Source organism: Mesorhizobium sp. M0500, assembly GCF_040321165.1.
Classification (GTDB): Bacteria; Pseudomonadota; Alphaproteobacteria; order Rhizobiales; family Rhizobiaceae; genus Mesorhizobium.
This window is the reverse complement of the sequence record NZ_JAMYRB010000032.1, coordinates 43,164-49,420: the sequence shown is the minus strand read 5'-3', so window position 1 is coordinate 49,420 and position 6,257 is coordinate 43,164. Positions and strand designations below refer to the sequence as shown.

Below are 6,257 nucleotides of genomic sequence, written 5' to 3'. Positions count from 1 at the left end.
AGCCCGCAACAGTTCGAGGACCAACACGCCCGGCAGATGGTCAAAACTGCGGCTTGACCCTGTCCGGTCCGAGGGGCGCACTCCAGTCGCTGCGTAGAATTTTCGCTTCTAAAGCCGCTGCAACGAAAGCCCGTCTCGCTGCCGGTGTCTGGGCTTCTCCACGCAAACCCTGAAGACATGCATCCATAGCCAGTTTTCGCTTCTTCGTCTGAAGAGGGAAACTCCGCAGCAGGATCGAGGCTGCATCGTTCACATCGCATATGACGCGCTCACGGTCATGCCGGCCAACTTGCACCACCACGGGCCGGGCGAACCTGCTCGAGCAATTACACCCTCAGTTCTGACCATGACACGATTTTCGCGTATCTGACGTTGGGACAATTTATACATTTCTGACTAGGGCCATAACAGAACTGGCAGTTGCCCAATCAAGCAGGCCGCTATGTTCCGGCCTTGTTGCGCAAGAAGCACAGCGGAATTCTGTCGCGTCCGGAAGGTGAAGCGGCGGGTGCCAGCCTTGACGCGGCCGCTGCCGCAATGACGACGCTGCCAATGCGCGCGGTGCCGGGAGAGGAAGAGGGCGGGCGGGCCGCGATGGCGGGTGAAGGTCCGGGAGAGAGTCTCCCGGCGCCCGCCGAGGAGCGACACCCATGACCCAGATGGAAATTCACACGCCCAAGCGCAATGAGCGTGCCGGTTACAAGGTCGACGTCAGCCGCGGCCAGCGTATTGGCCGCGTGTCGTCAGAATGGTTCAACCGGCCGGCGGACGAGCGATACCTGTCGCTCAACGACCTTGGAAATGCGGTGAAGAGCCGGTCGGAGCGCAGCAAGACCCGCATCGTGGAAAGTGAGCTCATCCGCGTCGAGGCCAGCCGCGACGATCCGGAGCGCCTGACGCTAATGCTGCCCGATGCGCCTGCCCCTGTTGCCCCAACGCATTGGAGTTTTGGGCAACTCGCCAGCCTGGTCGGCGCACCGGCCACCTATCTGCGGCAGCTTCCAGCCCCGCTCGCCGCGATCAATCTCCAGCACGGTCTCCTCAACCACCGCGCCGAGCAGGTGAAGACGCTGGAAATCGAGAACGGACGCCTCGAGCTGCGAGCGGTAACAGGCCCTGATTACGGCAGAATATTTGACTCAGAGCTGGTGGACGCCGTGCAAAAGATTGCCGGCAACGGTACCGGCGACACGCGCTGGAAAGTGCCCGGCGTGCTCGACTGGTCAACGGGATTCTACAATCCGCACGTCGACATCTCCAGCGACACCACGACGCTCTACGCGTCTGATCGCGATATCTTCGTGTTCCTCGTTGACGACCTGAATCCGATCGAGGCCGGGCGGCTGCCGAATGGGGAACCGGATCTTTATTTCCGCGGCTTCTATTGCTGGAATTCCGAAGTCGGGGCCCGCACCCTCGGGATCGCCAGCTTTTATCTGCGCGCGGTTTGTCAGAATCGTAATTTATGGGGCGTCGAAGATTTCGAGGAAATCACCATCCGCCACTCAAAATACGCGGCCTCCCGTTTCGCCCTGGAAGCCGAGCCGGCGCTGATCCAATTCGCGGAATCTCCGCCAATGCCATTCGTCAACGGCATCAAGACAGCGCGGCAAAGGATCGTTGCCAGAGACGACGACGACCGCCAGGGCTTCCTGCGCAAGCGGGGCTTCTCCAAGTCCGAGACCACGAAGATCATCGATACTGTGCTCATGGAGGAAGGCAGACCACCGGAATCGATATTTGATTTCGTGCAGGGCATCACGCGGGTCGCGCGCGATAAGCCGCATCAGGATGTCCGACTGGACATGGAGGGCAAAGCCAAGAAGCTTCTCGACTTCGCCGCCTGATCCTGCTCAGGCCGGCAACGAAAACTCTCGTCGCCGGCCTGCCTCCGGGCCGTTTCCATCAATCCCAGCGCGGTCCTTCGAAGCAAGTGGACGGCGCTTTTTCGTGGGAGGGCGCGGTGACGCCAACATGCTGAAGGCGCCTCGGGCGCGGCTCGGCCGCGTCTAGATCCGCGAGCCGAAACCAGCAGCGCTTCATGTCGAGCCTGCAAGTCGGGAGGCGGCGCTGGCGTGAGGGGCCTGGAGGCAGAGGGGGGAGGGGAGTTTCCTGACGGGCTTGGAGGTTCGGGGAGAGGCCCCGGGCCGCCCGTCATGGAGAACCTGACCATGGCAAAGAACGCCATTCAGAAGATCGCGATGAACGCCGCGGAGAATATTCCCTATGACAAGCTAATGCTGTCGCAGAAGAATGTTCGGCGCATCAAGGACGGCGTGTCGATCGAGCAGCTGGCCGAAGACATCGGACGGCGAAAGCTGATCCAGAGCCTGAACATCCGTCCCGTGCTCGACGGCGAGGGCGAGGAGACCGGCACGTTCGAGGTGCCCGCCGGCGGCCGGCGTTATCTCGCGCTCGGCATCCTCATCAAGCAAAAGCGCCTGGCGAAGAACGAGCCAATCCCCTGCATCGTCAACCGCGGGCAGGAGACCTCGGCCGAGGAGGATTCGCTTGCCGAAAACCTGCGGCGCGCCGACCTGCACCCGCTCGACCAGTTCCGGGCCTTCAAGACGCTCAGCGATCAGGGTCTTGATCCCGAGGAGATTGGTGCCCGCTTCTTCGTATCATCTGCGACGGTGAGGCAGCGCCTGCGGTTGGCATCGGTATCGCCGAAGCTGCTCGACCTCTACGAGAATGACGAGATCCGGCTTGAGCAAATCATGGCCTTCTCGATCTCGGACGATCACGGGCGCCAGGAGCAGGTCTGGGAGCGAATCTCCAGCTCCCACACGCAGGAACCCTATTACATCAGGCGTCTGCTGACGGAGACCACCGTTCGCGCCGACGATCGCCGGGCCGTCTATGTCGGTGCCGAAGCCTATGAGGCTGCCGGCGGGGTCATCCTTCGCGACCTGTTCGAGCAGGATTCCGGCGGTTGGTTCCAAGATGCGGCGCTCCTCGAGCAGCTTGTCTTCGATAGGCTGAAGGTGGATGCCGAGGCGATTCGCGCCGAAGGCTGGAAATGGGTCGAGGCGGCGATCAGCTTTCCCTATGGCCACACCTCCGGCATGCGGCGCATCTACGCCGAGGCGCAGGAGCTCAGCGCCGAGGAGATCGAACGCTACGACGCGCTGAAGGCCGAATACGACAAGCTGGATGCGGACTACGCCCAGGCCGAGGATGCCGACGAAGCAATCGAGGCGAAGCTCGACCAACTGGGTGCCGAACTCGATGCGATCAATGATCGTCCTCAAAGCTACGATCCCGCGCAGAAGGCCATTGCCGGTGTGTTCGTTACGCTTTCCGCGAACGGCAAGCTCCAGGTCGACGCCGGTTTCGTGCGGTCCGAGGACGAGCTGCGGACCGAAACCGGCGACGTCGATGAGGGGGAGGAAGGGTGCGCCGACGGCGGAACCCGATCCAATGGCGACGACGATGGCGATGGTGTTGTCGTCAACGGCAAGCCGGTGAACGACACCTCTGGCGACGACGGCGAGGACGATGGCATCAAGCCACTGCCCGATCGGCTCGTCTTCGACCTGACCGCGCAGCGGACGCTGGCACTGCGCAACGCGCTCGCCGGTGACGTCGACATCGCCTTCGTCGCCGCACTCCATGCCTTCGTCCTGCAGGTCTTCTATCGCTTCGCGCCGGACACGTGCCTGGAGATCAGCCTGAAGAGCGGCAGCTTCAGCCAGGTCGACGGTCTTGCCGAGACATCCTGGGCCAAGGAGATCGCCGAGCGGCACGAAGCCTGGGATCGCGATTTGCCCGATGAAGCGGATGGCCTGTGGGACTTCCTTCTCGGCCTCGACGAAGCAAGCCGCAAGGCGCTGTTCGCGCACTGCGTCTCGCTGACTCTCAATGCGGTGGTCGAACCCTGGAACAGGCGACCGAAGGCGCTCGAGCATGCAGAAGTGCTTGGCCGCTCGCTCCAGTTCGACATGGTCGACGCCGGCTGGACGCCTACCGTCGAGTTCCTCGGGCGGCTCACCAAGGCGCGGATTCTACAGGCTGTCCGTGAAGCTCGAGGCGCAGACTCCGCGCAGCTGATCGACCACATGAAGAAGGACATCATGGCCCGTGAAGCCGCCCGTCTTCTCGAAGGATCAAGCTGGCTGCCCGAGCCGCTGCGGCTTGAGGTCGATGAAGTGGCTACCGATGCGGGCGACGCGGTTGCCGGCGACATGTCGGAAGAGGCGGCTCTCGACGGCGATGCCGCCGAGCTGCCGGCCTTCCTCGCCGACGATGCGGATACGTCCTCCGATGAGCCTGTGACCATCGACGGCGACGAGGCGGACCACCTCCAGGCCGCTGAATAATCGGCCTCACGCTCGCACCGGGCCCGGCACTCCCGCCGGGCCCTTTTTCGTTTTCTGACATGGAGAAACCCGCATGTCCGCACATATCGTGTACGAATCCGCTCCTCTGGGTAGCGTTATCCGGTACAGCGACGGCACCGCGAAACCGCCTGCTCGCTTCACCAAGAAACTCGCCGCCTGGGAGAGCCGCAACGGCGTCGGGCGCCTGGTCAGGAAGGAACCGCCGCGCGATCGCGCGACCTATAGCTCGCCGGCCTACTTCACCCTGCATGAGGGCGATTTCGGACAGGGCGGCATCATCGTCGTCTCGGTCAGGCGCACCTGGTCCGTCGAGAGCGACCTGCGTTTCGAGATCATCGAGCGTCCCACGATCGGCATGGTCCGCGTCCTGCAGGAACTCGGCGACAGCCCGGAACTCTTGCATCTCGCCAAGAACCGCGAGGCGGCCGAACGCTGGCTCGCCGGCAATTCATACAGCCGAGCCTATCTCGAGGAAGTCTCCTCCGATGAGGTCGGCGCAGACGTCATAGAGGGCCGCACGGCCGCCTGATCGCTTCACCATTTAACCCCGCCCGATGATAGGCCCGGGATCGCGCGAGCGATCGCGGGCCTGTTCCATTTCATGGAGATCGACATGTTCGACTGGAACAGAAGCTGCTCCTATGACGAGCAGCAGAAGAGACGTTTTCACACGACAGCCCGTTCACGGCTGAAGAAACTCGCCGCCGAGCTTGCACTACCGCAGGGAAGCTTTGACCTGCGCTCAAACAAGGCGGGCATAGCCGTTTCCGGCGAAATTACCCTGCACCATGACCGCGCCTACATCCAGGTCGGCCAGTTCGGTTTGTCCTCAGGTCACGGCATCCTGATCCGCACCTGCAAGGGCCGCAAGGACTATACTGGCGGGGCCAACCACTTCGTTGCGCTCGGCATGCTCGATGACATCCCGGCACTCGCCGCCGCCGTCCGTGCCATCACCGGGGTTGGTCGAGACGCTTCGCGTTCCTCCGAACGACGCGCCGCCTGAACCCTGCAAACCCCATCATCGCCGGTGCACGCGCCGGCCGCAGGCTCGGCCAGTCGACAGCCACGACACCATCAAGCAGTAGCGACGACGCGGTTCATGCCGCGCGTGGTCGACCTGCGTTCAGGAGAACCCCATGACCGCACATCCACCCTTCAGGAAGGTGCTCGACGGCCTCGCCACCCGCGAGCAGATGTTCCAACTGTTCAGCCGACACAAGGACACTCCCGGCATCGATCCGCTTTCCGGCACTCCCTATTCAGGCGAGTGGTTCCAGATCACCGCGTCAGAATACCACTTCATGCTCGATTTGCTGCCGCCGCTCTTCATGCGCACCGGCATGTTCGGAATGTCTGAGTATAAGGCCGGCAACGTCACCAGCGTATTCTTCGCGATCCGGATCCGGGGCCGCGAGCGCTGGTTTCATGGCTTCTGCGATCTCACGGATCGGCAGTCGCCAGACAAGATGCGCGCCGCCATCATCGCCCACGAGACCGGCGCGAGCGACAGCATGACCCGTGCGGAAAAGCTCGAGGCGATCTGGAACATAATCCCTGTCGAGCTCAGGGGGACCGCCCGCAACGCAGACCCCGGGTGGGCCGAACATCGCGGCAAACGCACGATTCTCGTTAACGCCGGAAGGCATGGTGCTGTCTTCAAGCTGCTCGATGATCTGTCGGATCTCGAGATCGAGGAGTTCCTGTCCAAAGTCCGATTGCGTCGGAGCTGATGAAGGAAGACGACGATGGGCATCTATAAGAACCGCGGGTCGGCGGTGAAGCGTCTCCATAACGGTGACCGACTTTCGCTCAATGGATGCACCCGCGTACGGCCATCCTCAAGCTGTTGAGACATGCGAGACCGTATGGCCAACTGCAACGAGGATACAAGCATCCGGCCCTCAGCAAAAC

At 62.6% G+C, this 6,257-nt stretch carries 6 protein-coding genes; 5 read left to right on the top strand and 1 reads right to left on the bottom strand.

Features of this window, described 5'->3' with window-relative positions:
* Window positions 1-40: 40 nt before the first annotated feature.
* Window positions 41-295 carry a DUF982 domain-containing protein gene (locus NKI70_RS30020; protein WP_352725900.1) on the bottom strand — a complete coding sequence of 85 codons (255 nt, stop codon included), beginning with the start codon at window positions 293-295 and terminating at the stop codon, window positions 41-43.
* Window positions 296-650: 355 nt separating this feature from the next.
* On the opposite strand from NKI70_RS30020, the gene NKI70_RS30015 reads away from it, so the two are divergent.
* The 5 genes from NKI70_RS30015 (at window position 651) to NKI70_RS29995 (ending at window position 6,076) form a co-directional block, all read left to right on the top strand.
* Window positions 651-1,847 carry a DUF932 domain-containing protein gene (locus NKI70_RS30015; RefSeq protein WP_352725896.1) on the top strand — a complete coding sequence of 399 codons (1,197 nt, stop codon included), beginning with the start codon at window positions 651-653 and terminating at the stop codon, window positions 1,845-1,847.
* A 324-nt stretch (window positions 1,848-2,171) separates the two neighbouring features.
* Window positions 2,172-4,322, top strand: coding sequence for a ParB/RepB/Spo0J family partition protein (locus tag NKI70_RS30010; RefSeq protein WP_352725894.1), 2,151 nt, complete (start codon window positions 2,172-2,174; stop codon window positions 4,320-4,322).
* Window positions 4,323-4,395: 73 nt separating this feature from the next.
* On the top strand, window positions 4,396-4,872 hold the full coding sequence (locus NKI70_RS30005) for a UCP036055 family protein (protein ID WP_352725892.1): 477 nt from the start codon (window positions 4,396-4,398) through the stop codon (window positions 4,870-4,872).
* Window positions 4,873-4,956: 84 nt separating this feature from the next.
* Window positions 4,957-5,349 (top strand): hypothetical protein, encoded by a 393-nt coding sequence (locus NKI70_RS30000; RefSeq protein ID WP_352725890.1) that lies wholly within the window; start codon window positions 4,957-4,959, stop codon window positions 5,347-5,349.
* Window positions 5,350-5,482: 133 nt separating this feature from the next.
* The gene (locus NKI70_RS29995; RefSeq protein WP_352725888.1) at window positions 5,483-6,076 is read left to right on the top strand and encodes a DUF1419 domain-containing protein; all 594 of its coding nucleotides are present in this window, start codon (window positions 5,483-5,485) and stop codon (window positions 6,074-6,076) included.
* Window positions 6,077-6,257: the final 181 nt, after the last annotated feature.

What these genes read in the sequence shown, in the direction of transcription:
- NKI70_RS30015 (WP_352725896.1), top strand. Translation starts at nt 651, where the DNA reads ATGACCCAGATGGAAATTCACACGCCCAAGCGCAATGAGCGTGCCGGT.
- NKI70_RS30010 (WP_352725894.1), top strand. Translation starts at nt 2,172, where the DNA reads ATGGCAAAGAACGCCATTCAGAAGATCGCGATGAACGCCGCGGAGAAT.
- NKI70_RS30005 (WP_352725892.1), top strand. Translation starts at nt 4,396, where the DNA reads ATGTCCGCACATATCGTGTACGAATCCGCTCCTCTGGGTAGCGTTATC.
- NKI70_RS30000 (WP_352725890.1), top strand. Translation starts at nt 4,957, where the DNA reads ATGTTCGACTGGAACAGAAGCTGCTCCTATGACGAGCAGCAGAAGAGA.
- NKI70_RS29995 (WP_352725888.1), top strand. Translation starts at nt 5,483, where the DNA reads ATGACCGCACATCCACCCTTCAGGAAGGTGCTCGACGGCCTCGCCACC.